Source organism: Lactobacillus sp. UMNPBX16 (assembly GCF_002553775.1).
GTDB lineage: Bacteria > Bacillota > Bacilli > Lactobacillales > Lactobacillaceae > Lactobacillus > Lactobacillus crispatus.
The window spans coordinates 24,534-40,410 of sequence record NZ_PCYU01000043.1 but is presented as its reverse complement, the minus strand read 5'-3'; the positions used below and the strand labels follow the sequence as shown (position 1 = coordinate 40,410).

General features: G+C 36.4%; 18 protein-coding genes and 1 tRNA gene. 9 read left to right on the top strand and 10 right to left on the bottom strand.

Annotation, left to right across the window (positions count from 1 at the left end; genetic code table 11):
* The first annotated feature begins 230 nt into the window (after positions 1–230).
* A complete protein-coding gene (locus CP367_RS09285) occupies positions 231–674 on the top strand; it encodes a GNAT family N-acetyltransferase (protein ID WP_089146209.1) in 444 nt (147 codons plus the stop codon).
* Between the two features lie 721 nt (positions 675–1,395).
* On the opposite strand, the gene CP367_RS09280 is transcribed toward CP367_RS09285, so the two are convergent.
* Both CP367_RS09280 and CP367_RS09275 read right to left on the bottom strand, forming a co-directional pair.
* The gene (locus CP367_RS09280) at positions 1,396–2,142 is read right to left on the bottom strand and encodes a DUF4097 family beta strand repeat-containing protein (RefSeq protein WP_061204635.1); all 747 of its coding nucleotides are present in this window, start codon (positions 2,140–2,142) and stop codon (positions 1,396–1,398) included.
* 159 nt (positions 2,143–2,301) lie between these two features.
* Positions 2,302–2,898, bottom strand: coding sequence for an HAD family phosphatase (locus CP367_RS09275; protein ID WP_089146210.1), 597 nt, complete (start codon positions 2,896–2,898; stop codon positions 2,302–2,304).
* 170 nt (positions 2,899–3,068) lie between these two features.
* On the opposite strand from CP367_RS09275, the gene CP367_RS11210 reads away from it, so the two are divergent.
* A complete protein-coding gene (locus tag CP367_RS11210; RefSeq protein WP_080592476.1) occupies positions 3,069–3,305 on the top strand; it encodes a TraX family protein in 237 nt (78 codons plus the stop codon).
* Here CP367_RS11210 and CP367_RS11045 read toward each other — a convergent pair.
* From CP367_RS11045 to CP367_RS09250, 5 genes are all read right to left on the bottom strand, one after another.
* Positions 3,188–3,712: an FAD-binding protein gene (locus tag CP367_RS11045; RefSeq protein WP_233186497.1), complete on the bottom strand. Its 525-nt coding sequence runs from the start codon at positions 3,710–3,712 to the stop codon at positions 3,188–3,190. The genes CP367_RS11210 and CP367_RS11045 overlap by 118 nt on opposite strands.
* Positions 3,657–4,229 carry an FAD-dependent oxidoreductase gene (locus tag CP367_RS11040; protein ID WP_233187509.1) on the bottom strand — a complete coding sequence of 191 codons (573 nt, stop codon included), beginning with the start codon at positions 4,227–4,229 and terminating at the stop codon, positions 3,657–3,659. Before CP367_RS11040 ends, CP367_RS11045 begins: the two co-directional genes overlap by 56 nt.
* Positions 4,195–4,407, bottom strand: coding sequence for a hypothetical protein (locus CP367_RS09260; protein ID WP_013086213.1), 213 nt, complete (start codon positions 4,405–4,407; stop codon positions 4,195–4,197). The genes CP367_RS11040 and CP367_RS09260 overlap by 35 nt, the downstream gene beginning before the upstream one ends.
* A 92-nt stretch (positions 4,408–4,499) precedes the next feature.
* Positions 4,500–4,967 (bottom strand): DNA starvation/stationary phase protection protein, encoded by a 468-nt coding sequence (locus CP367_RS09255; protein WP_013086212.1) that lies wholly within the window; start codon positions 4,965–4,967, stop codon positions 4,500–4,502.
* 126 nt (positions 4,968–5,093) lie between these two features.
* Positions 5,094–6,140 (bottom strand): YeiH family protein, encoded by a 1,047-nt coding sequence (locus CP367_RS09250; protein ID WP_369821923.1) that lies wholly within the window; start codon positions 6,138–6,140, stop codon positions 5,094–5,096.
* A gap of 165 nt (positions 6,141–6,305) precedes the next feature.
* Here CP367_RS09250 and CP367_RS09245 point away from each other — a divergent pair.
* The 3 genes from CP367_RS09245 (at position 6,306) to CP367_RS09235 (ending at position 8,178) form a co-directional block, all read left to right on the top strand.
* A tRNA-Ser gene (locus CP367_RS09245) sits at positions 6,306–6,394 on the top strand.
* Between the two features lie 127 nt (positions 6,395–6,521).
* On the top strand, positions 6,522–7,499 hold the full coding sequence (bsh, locus tag CP367_RS09240) for a choloylglycine hydrolase (protein ID WP_054833042.1): 978 nt from the start codon (positions 6,522–6,524) through the stop codon (positions 7,497–7,499).
* 103 nt (positions 7,500–7,602) lie between these two features.
* Positions 7,603–8,178: a phosphatase PAP2 family protein gene (locus CP367_RS09235; protein ID WP_013086209.1), complete on the top strand. Its 576-nt coding sequence runs from the start codon at positions 7,603–7,605 to the stop codon at positions 8,176–8,178.
* Between the two features lie 39 nt (positions 8,179–8,217).
* On the opposite strand, the gene CP367_RS09230 is transcribed toward CP367_RS09235, so the two are convergent.
* Complete coding sequence (locus CP367_RS09230) at positions 8,218–9,051, bottom strand: DegV family protein (protein ID WP_089146212.1); 834 nt, start codon at positions 9,049–9,051, stop codon at positions 8,218–8,220.
* 215 nt (positions 9,052–9,266) lie between these two features.
* Here CP367_RS09230 and eno point away from each other — a divergent pair, with 215 nt between their 5' ends.
* Positions 9,267–10,553, top strand: coding sequence for a phosphopyruvate hydratase (gene eno, locus CP367_RS09225; RefSeq protein ID WP_005718938.1), 1,287 nt, complete (start codon positions 9,267–9,269; stop codon positions 10,551–10,553).
* Positions 10,554–10,632: 79 nt separating this feature from the next.
* On the opposite strand, the gene CP367_RS09220 is transcribed toward eno, so the two are convergent.
* Complete coding sequence (locus CP367_RS09220; protein ID WP_061204964.1) at positions 10,633–11,280, bottom strand: DUF4767 domain-containing protein; 648 nt, start codon at positions 11,278–11,280, stop codon at positions 10,633–10,635.
* A 105-nt stretch (positions 11,281–11,385) separates the two neighbouring features.
* Complete coding sequence (locus CP367_RS09215) at positions 11,386–11,874, bottom strand: nitroreductase family protein (RefSeq protein ID WP_089146213.1); 489 nt, start codon at positions 11,872–11,874, stop codon at positions 11,386–11,388.
* A gap of 118 nt (positions 11,875–11,992) precedes the next feature.
* Here CP367_RS09215 and CP367_RS09210 point away from each other — a divergent pair, with 118 nt between their 5' ends.
* The 3 genes from CP367_RS09210 to CP367_RS09200 all read left to right on the top strand — a co-directional run bounded on the left by CP367_RS09210 (position 11,993) and on the right by CP367_RS09200 (position 15,852).
* Entirely contained in the window at positions 11,993–12,859 is an 867-nt protein-coding gene (locus CP367_RS09210) for an ROK family protein (protein ID WP_089146214.1), read from the top strand.
* Between the two features lie 183 nt (positions 12,860–13,042).
* A complete protein-coding gene (locus CP367_RS09205; protein WP_089146215.1) occupies positions 13,043–14,425 on the top strand; it encodes a glycoside hydrolase family 1 protein in 1,383 nt (460 codons plus the stop codon).
* Positions 14,425–15,852 (top strand): PTS sugar transporter subunit IIC, encoded by a 1,428-nt coding sequence (locus CP367_RS09200; RefSeq protein WP_089146216.1) that lies wholly within the window; start codon positions 14,425–14,427, stop codon positions 15,850–15,852. The genes CP367_RS09205 and CP367_RS09200 overlap by 1 nt, the downstream gene beginning before the upstream one ends.
* The last annotated feature ends 25 nt before the right edge of the window (positions 15,853–15,877 follow it).

Here is a 15,877-nt window from a genome sequence, read left to right as displayed (position 1 = left end):
TTGACTTTGGGTAGAAAAAAGCAACCTAAAAAATTATTTGGGAGTCATCCTCATGATTCTAGGTCACTTATGTTACTTGATATTCATGTATTATATGTTAATTTAAACAAATTCTTTGATTAGATGCAATGGCGTTTTTAATTCGGTAAGTGTCATTGTTTTTTGTTTATAGCCTCAGAGAAATCTCCATCTATGCTAAACTATTACCAAAATATTTGAGGGAAATTACTATGCAAATTAAAGAAATCAGTAAACTTAATCAACCAACTGAACAAAAACCTTTAACCATCTGGGAAAACAGTGTCCACGCCACACATAAATTTTTAAACAATGATGAAATCTTGCAAATACGCAACTATGTACCACAAGCATTTAAACAAGTGGAGCATTTATTAATAATTATCGATCATGAGCAAATTAAAGGTTTTATGGGAATCAATGACCAAAAAGTTGAAATGCTCTTCATTGATGCGCAAACACGCAGCAAGGGATATGGCAGCAAATTATTGAATTACGGTATTCAAGAGTTAAACATTGATGAATTAGCTGTCAATGAACAAAACCCACAAGCAGTTGGCTTCTATGAACATCTGGGATTCAAGGTAGTTAAACGCTCTGAAACGGATGATCAAGGTAATCCTTATCCAATTTTGAAAATGAAATTATTTAACTAAATATTTTTAAGTAATATTATTTGCCTAATAATATACTCTTCTATATTATAGAAGACGCTGCTGATACGGATGTATAACGGACTGATAATCCTTTCCGTAAATTACCTGTAAGTCAGATAAGGCGAACAGCAAGGATACCTGCTGTTTTCTGAATCTTGGAGATATTCTTATCAGAGATAGGTCCAAAAGACTTTCTGCCAGGCGATGGTAGTCAATGTATTTCAGCGTAAGGCTTTTTCTGAGCTGGCAAGCACAATAAGTTGATGTGAAAATCAGCTTGCATCAGGGTTTTTGACCTAATAATTAAGGCGGAAAACTTAATTGGAACCTCAATGTAATGACCAACAAGCTTGTTTGCTGTGACGTATGCGATCAAAAGCATGCTATAACAGGTCAGAAAAGAACGAGTAGCTTAATCGGCAAGATTAAATGATACTATTAGGTACAATATATAGAACGCACATCAAGTGAAAATTTACGGTAAGCAATCCGTTTAGGACTTCGGTAGGTTCTTTGAACCCAACGCAAGAAAGAAGCAGAAATAGCTAATCTGTGGGCGGTCTTGTTATCCTATGGCTGAATAAAGAAAAGAAAAGTATGAAAAGCATATTTTTCTAACGTTGGATGCAAAAATGATTAGTTGCTAATAACAACCAGTAGCATTAATTAAAAGGAGACCGGTTTGTCTATGAAGACAGCTGGTCTCTTTTTAATATTCTAATTATTTTACTGTATTATCACCTGACACTGTGTGCATCCCTAAGTGACTGCCATTTGTCTCCTTACCTACCTGTGCATGAGTTGCCTTACCACCAAAGATTGAATTATCACCGACTACAGTCTTCAAATCACATTGATCCACTTCAATATTTTCAGCCAAATTATCACCTGAAGTCGTTGCCACATCAAGATCATCAAGAATTTGGCTATCTTTAATGGTAAAGTCACCGCTAACTAGCTTAATCTTACCACGATTTAGTAATACCTTCTTTAATTTAATATCACCTGAAGTTTCAGTTATTGCAACTTCATCTACTTTTACTTTCTTCAAATGAAGATCACCACTAAGAGCAGTAAATGTTAATGTCTCTAACTCAACTTGTTTTACAACAGTGTCACCACTAGTCAACTTCAAAGTAGCGTTAACTAATTTATGTTCTACCGGCACTGTAACTTTTAATGCACCAATATCATCTTGACTCACAATACTGATTTCAACATGCTTTCTTTTCCAGAATTTACCATTCTTGCGTTCAACCTTAGGTTCTTTTAATTCAAGAGTTTTACCCGCATTAGTCACAATCGGCCTCTTATCTTCTGGACCGTGGTAATGTACCTCGAACTGATCGCCGCCAACCAATGTAAAATCAATATCTACTAAATCCACGCTCAATTTGTCAAAGCTATCATTGCTTAAAACTTCATCAACAATTTTCACTTCATTGTCTTCATTTTTGTCAAAAAACATTTTCTTTCTCCTCATTTTTACCTTTTAGCTATTATTCTTATTTTTCTTTAAGTTTACTATCATATTACTATTTTTCAACCGTAATTTACTAAGTGGTCAAAATTTGCGGCTGAAATGCAAAAATAGACAACTTAAGTTTTAACTTAAGTCGTCTATCCTTCATCCTAAAATTTTCTTTTTCAATTCGTCTAAACGATCAATTTTAAACGTGAACGCCTGTATCCCTAATTCACTTGCAGCTTTGGTATTATTTTCCAAATCATCAACAAATAAACATTCTTCTGGCTTTAAATCATATCGTTTTAACAAACATTGATAAATCTGCTTATCAGGCTTCATCATTTTTTCCTGTGCAGAAAAGACAAAACCATCAAAATAATCACCCATCGAAGAATTTTTAACAAAGTTAGCAAATTCCATCCCTGTATTAGACAAGGCGTAGATATGATAGCCTTGCTTTCTTAGTTGATCCATAAAACGAAAAACAGGTTCATAGAAATCTACATTTTCAGGCCAAGTTGTCATAATTTGCTTAACCTTCTTCTGCAGCTCAACAGGTACGCAACTAATAAAAATCGTAGTCGCCTCTTTTTCATCGATTTTTCCTGCATCAATTTCAGACCATTCTTTTGATTCAAAAATCGTTTTTCTCAATAAATCATGTTCTTGTGGAGTCAGTTCATAATGATTGAGGATTTCATCAGGATTGTAATTCATGATGACATTACCGAAATCAAAAATAATATTCTTTAGCATAAAATGTCCCTTCTAATACTTTTAATTCACATCTTAATTTTATGCTTTCTTGTATCACTGCGAAAGAAAAATAAAAATTGACTTTTTCTTTTTATCAAATAAACACAGGATAAGTGAAGTCATTAAATCTTTTAGCCAAGAGCATTGTAATAGACACATAATACAGTGTAATGATTATTATCAATTACATAAAAAGGATGATGATTTTGAATAAAAAAGCATTCAGCCTAGACGGCAATCAATTAAAAACTTTAGCAGTTGTGTTTATGATCTTTGATCATATCTACAGCTATCTTCTATTGGATATTCTACCAAATTGGTGCAGTTTAATTGCTCGCTTCGTTGCTCCACTTTTCGTTTTCATGTTAATTGTTCCCCATGACCCTGGCATTGCATATACTGCATAAAAGTCATTGCCAGTAAACTTTTCAAGATGCGTTTTGTCTTTGCCAAATTCATCCTTACCTGTCTCAGTAGCATGTTGATATTTTACAAAAGTATCTTTTAGACTATTTGCATCAATCTTCAATTTATTAGCTAGTTCAACAATTGAATTGGCATGTACATATACTTGGGGATTTTCTTCTACTTTATCTAGTTTTTCCTTAAATGCTGAATCCATTTTTTTGCCATCATAAATCAAATAATACTTTTCACTTCCATGCTTGTACATTTCCGTTGTTAAATTCAAGAAATTATATGGTGCCTCATTAGAAAAACGTTTGCCATTCTCATCAATTAACATTGCTTTTGAATAATCAGGTACAGTATTCCAAGTGATAAATAATTGTGGGGGCAAAATCAATCGTTCCATTCTTATAAACATCATTATTTGAAAACTCTGCATTAACAGCTTTCAGTAAACTATAACCATCACCAGTATTGGCAGGACTAGCTTCGTTAAAGACATGAACCTTAGCAACAGATGGTGTGACCTTATTAAGAAGATCATCCTTTTCATAAGAAGCACTGCCTGTGGCAATTACTACAGCTTTAGCACTAATAGTAAATTCACCTGCTGAATTTCTCACTTGCAACCCTGATACTTTGGTTCCATCATCTATTATTTTTGTAACCCGACTGTTCAAATAAAACCCGCCGCCATGTTCTTTAATGTAATTAGCCAGCAGTTCTGCTAAATGTGCGCCATTAGTGAAATTAGCAATAATAATTGGACTATCAGAAAAAATACTTACTTGCGAATTTGTTAAGGCTACTAAATCATCAAATGTTTTTCCAGACTCTTCTAACAATTGTTTTAAGAATTTTTGATCGTGCTCCTTAGTTGCATTTTTATTAACATGATCGACAAAGTTCAATAACCTTATCATTGTCGGTAGCTATAATTACAGTCGCATTATTAATTTGCTGCTTTAATCCTTCTTCACTCGGGTAAACACCCCAATGCCAGTCGGGACTATAATCATCCGTTTTTTGATCAAGACAAACTTGTTTGTAAAAAGCACAAATTTGGCTTAAATCTTGAACAGTAGCAGTTCTTATTTGCAAAAAAATTCCCCTTCTATTCTATAGTTTTCGATTATAACAAAAATGCATCCCCTTCCCAAGTAGGATGTGGACGCATTCATTTAATCTATATTTTATTCATCAATCTCAGGGGCCTTGCCGATTTGAGCTTGCATCATCCAGATTCTCTTTTCAATATCTGTATGGCATGACGTTAAGATATCATTTGAGCCATAGTCGCCTTCCTCGTCACTTACCTTGATCCCTTCTTCATAAAGGTGCTCCAAATAACGATAACCAGCAATGATAGTCGCAAATCTTTCTCTAGTTGAAATTCCCCATTCGCCAGGATGAGCTTCGATCTTAGTATGATCAAGCACTTCCTGTAAGCTTGAATATGGTGACCCATCAATGGTAATCAATCTTTCAGAGATCAAGTCACGTTGTTCATCAAGTTCATCCATTACCTTGTCTAAATATGGGTGCAATTTTAAAAATTCAGGTCCACGCATATACCAATGTTGTTGGCGGACAACCATCATTAATTGAGTAGTATCAGCAACAGCTTGATTTAATATTTCTTTGGTTTTAGGATACTTCATAAATTTGCCCTCTTTCAATTAGTAACTTAACTTTATATAACTATTATATATTTTGTTATCGCTTTCATCAAATTATATGTTTTATGTAATAAAAATGTGTCCGAACAAGCACATTTTTAAGTAAGTTTAAAAGAAAATTTTACTCATAATAATCATGAATACCAACAAACAAGTTGAGCTAACTGCGGCAGCCCCAAAGACTGAACCGCCACGCTTAAAGATTACCTTGAAGTTAACGGAAATTCCCAATGCAGCCATTGCCATCCCTAAAAAGACATATGCTGCTTGCACTAAGAAGTCTAAAGTCCGCGCAGACATTGGTAAAAATGTACCAATAATACTAGTTAAGATAAATCCACCCAAGAACCAAGGAATTGGTAATTTCTTCGGTGCTCTAGTATGTTCTGCTTCACTTTCCGTAACCAAACGCTTTTGGTACCAATAGCCCACAATTAAAGCAACCGGTGCTAAAAGTAATACACGAGATAACTTCATAATTAGAGCGCTATCCAAACTGACTTCACCAAAAGCACTTCCCGCTGCAACCGCATGAGCAATTTCGTGTAAAGATCCACCCGCTACTACTCCATATTGTGTATCAGTTAAGCCAAGAAGCGGTTTGAGCACGATTTCAAGTAATGTAAACACCGTTCCCATGACACAAACAACAGCCACCGCTAGAACTTCGTTTTCTCTTTTTCTTTCTTCATCGCTTGTCTCAATTTGTGGTGACACGCCCATAACGGCAGCTGCACCACAAACTCCACAACCACAAGCCGACAAAATAGCTAACTCATCTTCAGCACCAAACTTACGGCTAAGCCAATAAGTAAGCACAATTGTTCCACTAACTGCCAGCGCCGCAACCAGTATAGTCTTAACTCCTGCATCAGCCAACTTAGTCAAATTGAGTCTAAATCCTAACAAGATAATCCCTAATCTTAAAAATTTGTTGGAAATAAAACCCATGCCAGCTTTCGCTTCAGCTTGTACGCTCTGAGGCGTTATTTGCAATGCAATCCCTAATAACAATGCAATTACCAATGCCCCGATTAAGTTTACGTATGGCAATTTAGCCAAGAAAATTCCTGCTACAGAACAAAATAAGGTCATCGCCGTAGCTAACCAGAATGATTTAGTTTTAATTATGTTTGTCAACAAAAATCCCTCCATATGTGATCTGTTTAATTTGACAAACACAACTCCCTTTATGATGATAGTAATAAGTATACTATTATTTTCTATTTTTGACAAGGTAAATTGTTAATAAATTCACATTAGCTAAAAATAAAATATTTTGGCATTATTTAGTTAAGTAGGTTATAATACTTTTGTTACGGAGTGTTGGCAGAGTGGTAATGCACCGGACTCGAAATCCGGCGAACCAAGTTTTCCTTGGCGCGCAGGTTCAAATCCTGTACACTCCTTTTGTCAATATGTGGAAAAGACCAAGTGCAGTGCTTGGTCTTTTTTATCTTAGTCATTTTTTAATATTTAAATGCTATACTTGCTAATAGCACATTATTTGAAGATATAGAAAAGAGATTATATATTATGTGTACTTCAATTATTTTCAGTCCACAAGATCACTATTTTGGACGTAACCTCGATCTTGAGATTACTTTCGGCCAACAAGTTGTAGTTACCCCACGCAATTATGCTTTCAACTTCCGCAAGATGCCTGAAATGAAGCATCATTATGCTATGGTTGGTATTGCACTTGATGCTGGTAATTATCCGCTCTACTTTGACGCAGCTAATGAAAAAGGTTTAGGCATGGCAGGACTTAACTACCCTGACAATGCTACCTACTATGATGAAGTTGCCAATAAAGACAACATTGCTTCATTTGAATTTATTCCCTGGATTCTGGGTCAATGCGCAACTGTAGCGGATGCTAAGGTATTACTTAAAAAGATCAACATTGTTAACCTTAATTTCTCTGACAAGATGCAGGCATCCCCACTTCATTGGTTAATTGCCGATAAGACAGGTGTTTCAATTGTCGTTGAAACCGATAAAGATGGAATGCACGTTTATGATAATCCTGTCGGTTGCCTGACTAACAATCCTCAGTTTTCATGTCAATTATTTAATTTAAATAATTATGCTGATGTTTCACCTGCAATGCCTAAGAACAACTTTTCAAAAGAGGTCAATATGAATGGCTACAGCCGTGGGCTTGGTTCACGCAATTTGCCAGGTGGGATGGATTCAGAATCGCGCTTTGTTCGTGTAGCTTTTAACAAGTTCAACGCTCCTGTTGGTAAAAGTGAGGAAGAAAACGTAGACAATTACTTCCATATTTTGCATTCTGTTGAACAACAAAAGGGACTTGATCAAGTTGGCCCTAATTCATTTGAATACACTATTTACTCTGATGGTACCAACCTTGACAAAGGGATTTTCTATTACACTACTTATACTAATCAGCAAATTAATGTCGTTGACATAAACAAAGAAGACCTCGATGCTAAGGATTTAATCAAGTATGATATGTTAACTAAGCCAACATTTAATCACCAAAACTAAATAATTGAAAAATAATGTTAATTTTATTTAAAGATTAGCATTATTTTTGTTTTTCCGGTTAAAATAGATTGTACTTATATAGTAATTGGGGATTTTCTTATTAATGAATAATTATTTTGTACTGCTACTGTCTGCGGCAGTTTTGCTCTGGCTTATTTTTAATATCAAAAATTCACGTCGTTTCAATCTATTTGATCACTGGCTTCACCACCAATTGGTCAAACGTCATGATGGCTACAGCTGGCAGGTTATCGCTTTTATTAATGATCCTAAACTAATGGTCGTTTGGGATGTATTATTAGCAGGCCTACTTTTAAACGAAGAACGAAATCTAACCGCTCTTTGGGTATTAGGAACTCTAGGATTTGCTGACATTTCTGGTATTATTCTAAAAAAACTTATTCGGCGCAAGCGACCATTATTACATTCCGATAAAGAAGATGGCTATAGCTTTCCCAGCGGTCATGTTTTAGGTGCCACAACCATGGGCTTAATCGTACTACAACTATTTGCCAAAGATCTTGGAACCGGATTTGTTATTGCCGTAGTAGCTATTTGGGCAATGGTAATTTTCTCTCGTTTAAGTTTAAAGGCCCACTATCCTTCTGATGTTCTTGGTGCTACTAGTTTAGCAATCGTTTGTTTCAGTATTTCGCAGCAACTATTTTTAGCGATTTAAAAAGGATCACGTTCAGCACTTGAGCGTGATCCTTATTTTTTATTCATGAAAGCCTACCATAATGCCGCCTTCTTCAGCATAGAAACTACATAAACCATGCATTGGACGAATAGCAATTTGAGCTTCAGGGTATTCCTCCAATATTTTATTTTTAATTATTTCTGCATCTTTTTCATTTTCGCAATGATCGATTATCACTTCGCCACCGTGATAATTATCTTCCTTCATATACTTGATAATTTCACGGATGGCCTTTTTCATTCCACGAGCCTTAGTAAGTGGCTCAAGTTTTCCTTCTTTACTTGCTGTTCCGATCAAGTTGATTTTGAGCAAACCTGCGATTTTGGCTACAGCTGGTGAAACACGACCGTTTAAAGATAAATTATGTAGTGATTGCAAAACAAAAAGCAAATGAGTCTGCATTCTAAACTTAGCAATTGCTTCTTCTAGATCTACAAAGCGCATTTCACCTTGCAGCATTTTCTCAATACCATGGACTATGATTGCTAGCTCAGGTCCCGCACTTCTTGAATCAACTACTATAATTTTACTCAAGGGATGTTTTTCCTCATACATTGCTTTTGCCTGAAGGGCTGAAGAAAAAGTGCCACTCATCCCGCTGGTCATTGTGACGATAATCGCTTTTTCTGTTCCTTCAAGTGCGTCAAGCCATGCTTGAATACTTGGACAAGTTGTTTTGCCTGCCACATTATTTTGGTTCATATTGGACAAAAATTCCTTCATATTCAAATCTTGATTATCAAGGTAGTCCTTACCACCAAAAGAAATTGTCAGAGGCACTACTTCCAAATTACGCGCCGGATCATTATTCATATTGGCACTTGAGTCAACAATTAATTTAATATTTTCCATTTTAGATTCCTTATTTTTTTGTATTTATTTTAATACATATATTATAGTCCTTTGATATAGAGTTTTTTAGGCTGCTTTACTAATTTTTAAAATGTAAACCGCTTTCATATGTTTACACCGTCACAAAGTTAGGCTAAAATTTGAGATGTAAAGCGGAGCAAAAATTGTTCCGTATGGTATGAAAAACATACCATAATTTTTGAGGAGGTTTATTAATGCTCAAATCAGTTATTGAAAATGTACACGCACTTGAAATTTTCGACTCACGTGGTAACCCAACTGTTGAAGTTCACGTTACTCTTTCAAACGGTGTCGTAGGTAAGGCTGAAGTTCCATCAGGTGCTTCAACTGGTGAAAACGAAGCTGTTGAATTACGTGACGGTGGTTCACGTCTTGGTGGTAAGGGTGTTTCAAAGGCTGTTAACAACGTTAACACTGAAATTAACGATGCTCTTAAGGGTATGGACCCATACAACCAACCAAAGATTGACAAGACCATGATTGACTTAGACGGTACTCCAAACAAGGGTCGTCTTGGTGCCAACGCTATCTTAGGTGTATCTATGGCTGTTGCAGTTGCAGCTGCTAACGATGCTCACCTTCCATTGTACAGATACCTTGGCGGTACTGATCTTGAAATGCCACAAACTTTCCACAACGTTATCAACGGTGGTGAACACGCTGACAACGGTATCGACATTCAAGAATTCATGATCACTCCAGTTGCTAAGACTTCATTCCGTGACGGTTTCGAAAAGATCGTTAACGTATACCACACCTTGAAGAAGGTTCTTGAAGACATGGGTTACGAAACTGGTTTAGGTGACGAAGGTGGTTTCGCTCCTAACATGAAGAACTCAGAAGAAGCTTTGAAGGCTCTTCACGAATCAATCATCAAGGCTGGTTACAAGCCAGGTGAAGATATCGCTATTGCATGTGACTGTGCTGCTTCATACTTCTACAACAAGGATGATCACAAGTACCACCTTGAAGGTAAGGTTCTTACTGATGAAGAATTAGCAGATTACTACGACAAGCTTTTGGACGAATTCCCAGAATTAATTTCTATGGAAGACCCATACGACGAAAACGATGTTGACGGTATGGTTAAGTTCACTAAGAGCCACAAGGACCGTATCCAAATCGTTCTTGACGACTTCATTTGTACTAACCCTGCACTTTTGACTAAGGCTATCAAGGAAGGTGCTGGTAACGCTTCACTTATCAAGTTGAACCAAATCGGTACTGTTACTGAAACCCTTGAAACTATCCGTCTTTCACGTAAGAACGGTTACAACACTATGATTTCTCACCGTTCAGGTGAAACTGGTGACACCTTTATCGCTGACTTAGCTGTTGCTGTTAACGGTGGTCAACTTAAGACCGGTGCTCCAGCTCGTTCAGAACGTGTTGAAAAGTACAACCGCTTACTTGAAATCGAAGAAGAACTTGGCGATGGTGAACGTCTTGCCTTCTTCCCAGACGATGTTGATCACGATTAATTTCGAGTTAACCGAGTACAATTTCAAAAAAAGCATGAGAATTAATTTTCTCATGCTTTTTTGCTTACTCATTTAATCTTTATTTTACTAATTGACTAAAGATTTTATTCAAAGATGTATCTTTGACTACTTTAACTATAATTGGATTACCATTCTTAGATTGATCAAGCAAGATAATTGGTTTGTTAGTTTTAAGGCAGAATAAGTAAGTATTGTGCCAAGATTTAAAGTCATCATTAGCTATTGCCAGCACATTATAATCATATTTTGCCTTGCCCGTTGGACTGTAGCCTATCTTAATTGACTTTTCATTCAAAACAAACCGATTAGTTGCTAGCACTCCAGGATAAGTTGCACCCTTTTTGGTCTTTAAATTCTTTTTCCCATCATAAAACTGATAGGTCTGACCGGACTTTTTACCCCAGTTATTGACTGCAGTCTTTAACTTGGCTGTCTTAGCTGTATTCCAAATTACAACAGCCGACTTTTTAGTCTTATTTTTCTTATTCTCTTTGATTTTCTTTTTCGAGTCTTTTTTAGGCTTAATCTTCTTGGAACTTGAAGACTGTACCTTGGCAGATTTAGCCTTTTTTACGTTTACTGTTTTCTTATTTTGTTTTACTTCACCAATCGTCACTGCATCTTTACCAAAATGTACTTGACTACAACCCGTCAAAGTCACAGCTAAAGTGACTGCAGCAATACCTACAAAAATTTTTCTATTCATAAATAGCTCCATTTGTCATTTCTTATGTCTATTATCACACAAAACCTCCCTCTTTAACCGCTGTTTAAACAAAAAAAGAGCTAATTTTCACATTAGCTCTTTTAATTAATAAATTGTAACTTGATAACGATTTGAACGATCCGTTGCTTCCGGTTTTTCTCCAATCTTGCCAACCGGCACGATGACACTCGTCTGAAAGGCAGGATCAATCCCCAGCTCCTTCTGCAATTCGCTGTCATCATTTAATCTAGCTGCGCCGCCCATTACATAAACTGAGCCAAGATCTAAGTCTGTCGCCTCAAGCATAATGTTCTCTGCACCACAGGATGCATCCCGCTCGCCAAACATGCTGTCTTTTTTAGTATTAATTATAAATAATACTAGGGCATGATAACACGCATTATCGGTCTTCGTCTCAATCTTGTCGCGCAATGCTTCATCTTTAACAGCCACCAAGCTCATTACATCTGTCTGATGCATTCCACAAGGAGTCGTTTGAAAAGCAGCAATTAGACTCTTAATCTCATCGTCTGAAATAGATTCACTGCTAAAGTTTCTAACAGCTCTCCGATTTGTAAAAATTGAATTAACCATATATGCCTCCGTTTTTACTTTACATGCCTATTTTAGCATTCAAGATTTTATTGACAACGTTTTCATGAATAATTATGATGGTGGTAAAAAGTATAGATTTTTATGAGGTGAATACATAATGAATTTAGCAGCAATTGATATTGGTGGTACAACGATTAAACTCGCAACTTGGAAAGATGGCAAATTACAAAATAACCATGCAGTTGATACTCCTAAGGATTTAAATGGCTTTTATGATGTTTTAACAGCAGAAATTAATAAAATCAAACAAGATACTAAAATCGAAGGAGTAGCCATCTCCTCACCCGGTGCCGTTGATCAAAAGACTGGAATCATTGGTGGCTCATCTGCCTTGCCTTACATCCATAATTTTAAGATTGTTGACGAATTAGAAAAAAGATTTGAATTACCTGTATCTATCGAAAATGATGCTAACTCTGCTGCCTTAGGTGAATTAGCTGCTGGTGCTGGAAAAGGTTGCAATTCAATGGCCTTTTTTGTTATCGGTACCGGAATTGGTGGAGCCTTAATTATTAATCAAAAAGTTTGGCATGGGGCTCATCTTTTTGGCGGTGAATTTGGCTACATGCTAATGGGAACACATACTTTAAGCGAACTTGCTTCTCCGGTTACAATGGCTAACCATTATAATGAAAGAACCGGTAAAAATCTTGATGGTAAAACCGTTTTTGCCTTAGCTGATCAAGATGATCCCGTTGCAAGCGATGTCCGCTCTACTCTAATTCATTCCCTGGCAGTTGCCATCTACAATATTCAACACAGCTTTGATCCTGAAAAAATAGTTCTAGGTGGTGGCATTTCTAACAACCCTGAGTTAATTCCTCTCCTAAACAAAGAAATTGATCAAATTGAAGCAAATTCAGACTTACATACCTTAAAGCCTGTCATTGCCCTCTGTTCACTAAAAAGCGATGCCAACTTGCGTGGAGCAGTTGCTAATTTCGAGCAAAAGTATCAAAATTAATCAAACTATAATTGTTATTTTATCTAAAATAATCTTTCTACAAGCCTATATAAATAGGCTTTTTTCTTTATGTAAAGTAAAAGTATAGATTTTTAACTAATTAGATCTTTATTTTTATTATTAATCTGATATACTTATTTATGTAGATAAATGAAAGTGCTTACAAAGGGAGAGAGGAAATAGATGACTGAAAAGCGCAAATTGCCATCCACCTTTTTCTGGGGCAACTCAGTTTCAAGTATGCAAACTGAAGGTGCTTGGAATGAAGATGGCAAAGGTCTCTCCGTTTATGATGTTCGCCCTGCTACTAACAAAACAACTGATTGGCATGTAGCAATTGATGAATATCATAGATACGATGAAGACCTCGACTTAATGAAAGATATGCACCTGAACATGTATCGAATTCAAATTTCATGGTCACGTGTATGTCCTGATGGCGACGGCGACTTCAACGAAAAAGGTATCGACTTTTATGATCGTTTAATCAATGCGATGCTTAAACGTGGCATTGAACCAATGATTTGTCTTTACCATTTCGACATGCCACTGAATTTAGCTAAGAAATACAATGGCTTTATGTCACGGCATGTAGTTGACGCGTTCGTTCGCTTTGGTAAAAAGATGATTGATCACTTCGGTGACCGGGTAAAGTATTGGATCGTTTTCAATGAACATAACCTTTACTTCCAAGATGAAGTTTTCAATATTTCAGGTTATGAACATGGTGACAAGAGCTTAGATGATATGTACACCATCTTCCACCATACGATGATGTGTCACATTCAATTAGCTAATTACATCCACGAAAATTATTCTGATGTAAAAATTGGCGGTATGCTTGCCTACCAACAAATTTATCCAGCTACCAGCAAACCTGAAGATATTTGGGCTGCCAAACAAGTTCAAGAATTTTTAAACTTCAATATTTATGATGCCGATACTGGTCGTGGTTACTCACCAGAAGTAATGCAATATGCCAAGAACCATCACATCAACATGGATATCACTGATGAAGACAAAGAAATTATGAAAAAAGCTAAAGCTGACTTCCTTGCCTTTTCATATTACTCATCATGGGTATTATCAAGTGACAAAATTCCTGCCAGTGAGGCTCCTAACCGCTACCTTAACCAAGGTGGCGTAGAAACCAAATACGTAAAAACTAACGATTGGGGCTGGGCAATCGATCCACTTGGCTTCAGAAATGCAATCACTACCATGTATAACTACTACCATATTCCTATTTTCCCTATTGAAAATGGGATTGGTCTTAAAGAAACATGGGATGGCAAGAATATGATCGAAGATGATGAGAGAATTGCATATCATCGCGATCACATTAAAGCCATGAAGGATGCCATTTTTGATGATGGTGCTAAGGTTCTTGGCTATCTCGGCTGGGGCTTAATCGATATTCCAAGTTCTCATGCTGATATGGAAAAGCGCTACGGTGCTATTTACGTCAACAGATCAAATCATGACTTAAAAGACTTAAAACGTGTACCTAAGAAATCATTTTACTGGTTCCAAAAGGTACTTAGTGATAATGGAGATGAATTATAATGGCTGATCAAAAACAATCTGGATTTGGCTTATGGGTTAACCAACACATAATGCCACCAATCATGAAATTCGTTAATACTAAAGCAATTACCGCTCTGCAAAATGGTATGGTTTACTCACTGCCATTCATTATTATCGGTTCTATTTTCCTGATTTTAGGAAATATTCCTATTAAGTCCGTTGCAGATGCAATTAATGCTTCTGGTTGGGGTGCTATTTTTGCACAAGCCAACAACACCACTTTCCAAATGATGGGTTTGTGGGCTGCTATTGGTATTGCTTATGTTTATGTTAAAAACGAAAATTACGAACCTTTAGCACCAGGTCTTACTTCAGCAGCTGCTTTCTTAATGCTACAAAACTTAAGCATTGATAATCCATTAAAGGCTGCTTTAACTTCAGGTCTTACTGATGGTTCAATGACAGGTAAAGTAGTAACAGAAAACATTGATAAATTGCCTCATGCTTTACAATCATTCTTAGAATCACCTGTTACTGGTGTAATTAACACTAAGTGGCTTGGTGGTGACGGTATGATCGCTGCAATTATCGTTGGTTTACTTGTTGGTTGGATCTACACAATGATTATGAAGGCAGGTTGGACTATTAAGATGCCAGCTCAAGTTCCACCTGCAGTATCTAACCAATTTACTGCTATGATTCCTTCAGGTGTTATCCTTACAGGTTCAATGTTGATTTATGCTGCATTTAATGCATTTGCACACACTGACTTCTTAAACTGGATCTACAATACTTTACAAATTCCTCTTCAAGGTATTTCAGATTCATTCGGTGGTGCTATCGCTATTGGATTCCTTGTACCATTCTTCTGGTTCTTCGGTGTCCACGGTGGTTTGATCATGGGATCACTTGTTGCTCCAATGCTTCAAGCCAACACTGCTGACAACGCTAGATTATTCGCTGAAGGCAAACTTACTATTGCTCAAGGTGCTCACGTTGTTACTAATGAATTCTACAACAACTTCATTAACTTAACTGGTTCTGGTATTACTATTGGTTTAATTATCTTCACTTTAGTTGCTGCTAAATCAGTTCAATTGAAGTCAATTGGTAAGTTAGAATTAGTACCTGGTATCTTCAACATTAACGAACCATTCCTCTTCGGTTTGCCAATCGTTATGAACCCAATGCTTGCTGTACCTTTCTTCTTAACTCCATTAGTAGTTGCTGCTTCAACTTACTTGGTTATCAAAACTGGTATTGTTCCACCACTTAATGGTGTTGCCGCTCCATGGACTACACCAGCTGTTATCTCTGGTTTCTTAATTGGTGGCTGGAAGATGGCCATCTGGCAGGCATGTACGTTACTTATTTCAATAGCTATTTACTGGCCATTTGCTAGAAAATACGATAAGGTATTGCTCGCTAAAGAAATGAAAGAAGCTAAACAAGAAGCAAATAAGTAAAAATATGCTAATCATATAAAATTAA